2 protein-coding genes are annotated in these 2,205 nt (G+C 32.1%); both read right to left on the bottom strand.

Annotated features, from left to right (window positions below; genetic code table 11):
- On the bottom strand, positions 1–97 hold a 97-nt coding region (gene traT / locus DNJ75_RS15860), incomplete at its 3' end, for a complement resistance protein TraT (RefSeq protein ID WP_407643252.1).
- A 16-nt stretch (positions 98–113) separates the two neighbouring features.
- Positions 114–1,745, bottom strand: coding sequence for a recombinase family protein (locus tag DNJ75_RS14670; RefSeq protein WP_117004174.1), 1,632 nt, complete (start codon positions 1,743–1,745; stop codon positions 114–116).
- Positions 1,746–2,205 lie beyond the last annotated feature (460 nt).

The following is a 2,205-nucleotide window of genomic DNA, read 5'->3' on the forward strand; positions in this document are numbered from 1 at the left end:
AATCGCCACTTAGTGTGCTTTTGACCTGAACATAAACTGTTTTGTCACTTTCTGGTACAGGGTCAAGGAAAATAGTATCTGACATCTTTGATTCCACTTTCAAATGCCTGTGCTTAATTGCCGTACTTACTCATGCGACAATCTTCCAGTAAGCTTCTGTTTTTAGAGACTTCTGGTGGTTTGATTTTGAAAACGACATTGATCGTATTATCACTTATTTCAATAAATTTTATTAGACTAAGGATAATTTTTCTTTTAGTTTCAAAATTTGAATCAATGAGTTGTTGTTTTATTGTCTTAGCAAAAAGCTCCAATTTATCCATAAATTCTTTAACCTTTTGATCATAATTATCATTAGTATTAAGCTGCGATAGATTATTTTCGATTTTCATCATGTGAGCTCTAAGTAATTTTATTCTTGGTTCAAATTCATTTTTTGTGATTAAAGAATCTGCATAACTATCTATTAAACGATTAATTTTTTGCTCTATGGATATTTTTTCTTTACTTAGTTTTCCCACTTCCAGATTAACACTTGTTTTATCTAACTCTTGTTTTCTTATTTTGTACTCTTTTTCTATAGACTCTGTATTTTCTAATAATTTACATATCTCCAACCATACAGCTTGATCAGTTTTATCAGATTGCACTGATAAAGCATTGCATTTGACTGGATGTTTTGGCTGCTGTCTTCTGCCATTGCATGAGTAATAATTATATTTTTTACTAGATTTACTACCGTCTGAGTTTCCAACATAAGCATAACCGCATTTTTGACAAACAACAAGACCTTGAAGTAAGTATGTTGCGCCACTACTCCTTTCTCTTTTGAATTTCTTGTTTTTATCCAGTTGTTCTTGCACAGCATCAAAAATAGTTTCATCAACTATTTTTGGAACAGGGATATAGATCCATTGGCTTTTAGCAGCATGAACCATTTTACAATTTTTTTTAGGCAGCCATGGTTGACCTCTATTTGGTCTAATCTGCCCTTGATATTCAGTGCTTCTTTTTTTACCAAAAGCTGCCATGCCCTTATAAGCTGGGTTTCTTAATAATCTATTAACCGTACCTCTATGCCACTGTTCAACTGTTTTTCGAGGTGTCTCATATCCTTTTTCTGATAGCATCTTCGTTGCGGCATTAATACTCATTTTATCAACAGCAATTGCGTTAAAAAGAGTTCTTATAGCTTCAGCTTCTTTTTCTACTATTTCATAACTAGCTATATCATTATTATTTTTAGGAATATAACGATATCCATATGGTGCTCCTCCAAGTACAGAGCACTTGCCTGACTTAGCAGCATGCATTTTCCCTCGTCTGCTTCTTTCTAAAATTTTAGTTCTTTCATACTCTGAAATTATTCCTTGAACCTGCAAAAGGAGGTTAGATTCAGGAGAATCAGTTATCTGATTGTTTAAAAAAATAATAGTAACATTAAGCCGTGACAATTCTTCAACCAATAGATATTGATAAGCATATTTTCTAGCCAACCTATCTGGAGAGTGTACATACAATGTATTAAACAAACCTCTGGAAGCATCATCCCTTAATCTCTCCAGAGATGGTCTGAGTAATTTTGAGCTAGTATATCCATCATCAATGTAAATATAATCATTCAACAAAATATGACCATCATTAATGATTCTATTCTTAATTTCTGTTACTTGGCTGGATATAGTATTTGTCTGCATTTGTCGCTCAGACGAGACTCTAGCATAAAGAGCTACATTTGTACTCATAATTCATCTTCCCCTTTATTTTTTACTGTGCTATTAAATTGATTATTAATATTGTTCTTGTTAAGGAGTGTTTGATAAGCAAGTCTAATCAATTTATCTTCATTTCTAACTGGAATATATTCAGTTTTCACAATTATTTCCGTTTCGCATTTTTTGCCCATTACTTTCAGCTACTTCATTAGAAGTTGATGGTGTGAACATTTTAAATTTTATTTTTGTGTTCATTGGGCTGGATTTATGCATTTGATTATTCCTTCTACACATAAACATTCCTTTATCAAACTGTAGAAAAATAGAAATCTTTGTAGTTCCTGTATTATTGTCACTTATGTTCTCATGGCAGCACATCCTGTCAATAATATCATTGAACCTGTCATTGTCATCGTTAGTGCATTTTTTACAACTGCCCTCATTTTCTCAATCTCCTTTGATAAGTTATAATTTTTTTATTCTTTTTATT

It is taken from the genome of Cysteiniphilum litorale, assembly GCF_003428165.1.
GTDB classification, from domain to species: domain Bacteria; phylum Pseudomonadota; class Gammaproteobacteria; order Francisellales; family Francisellaceae; genus Caedibacter; species Caedibacter litoralis.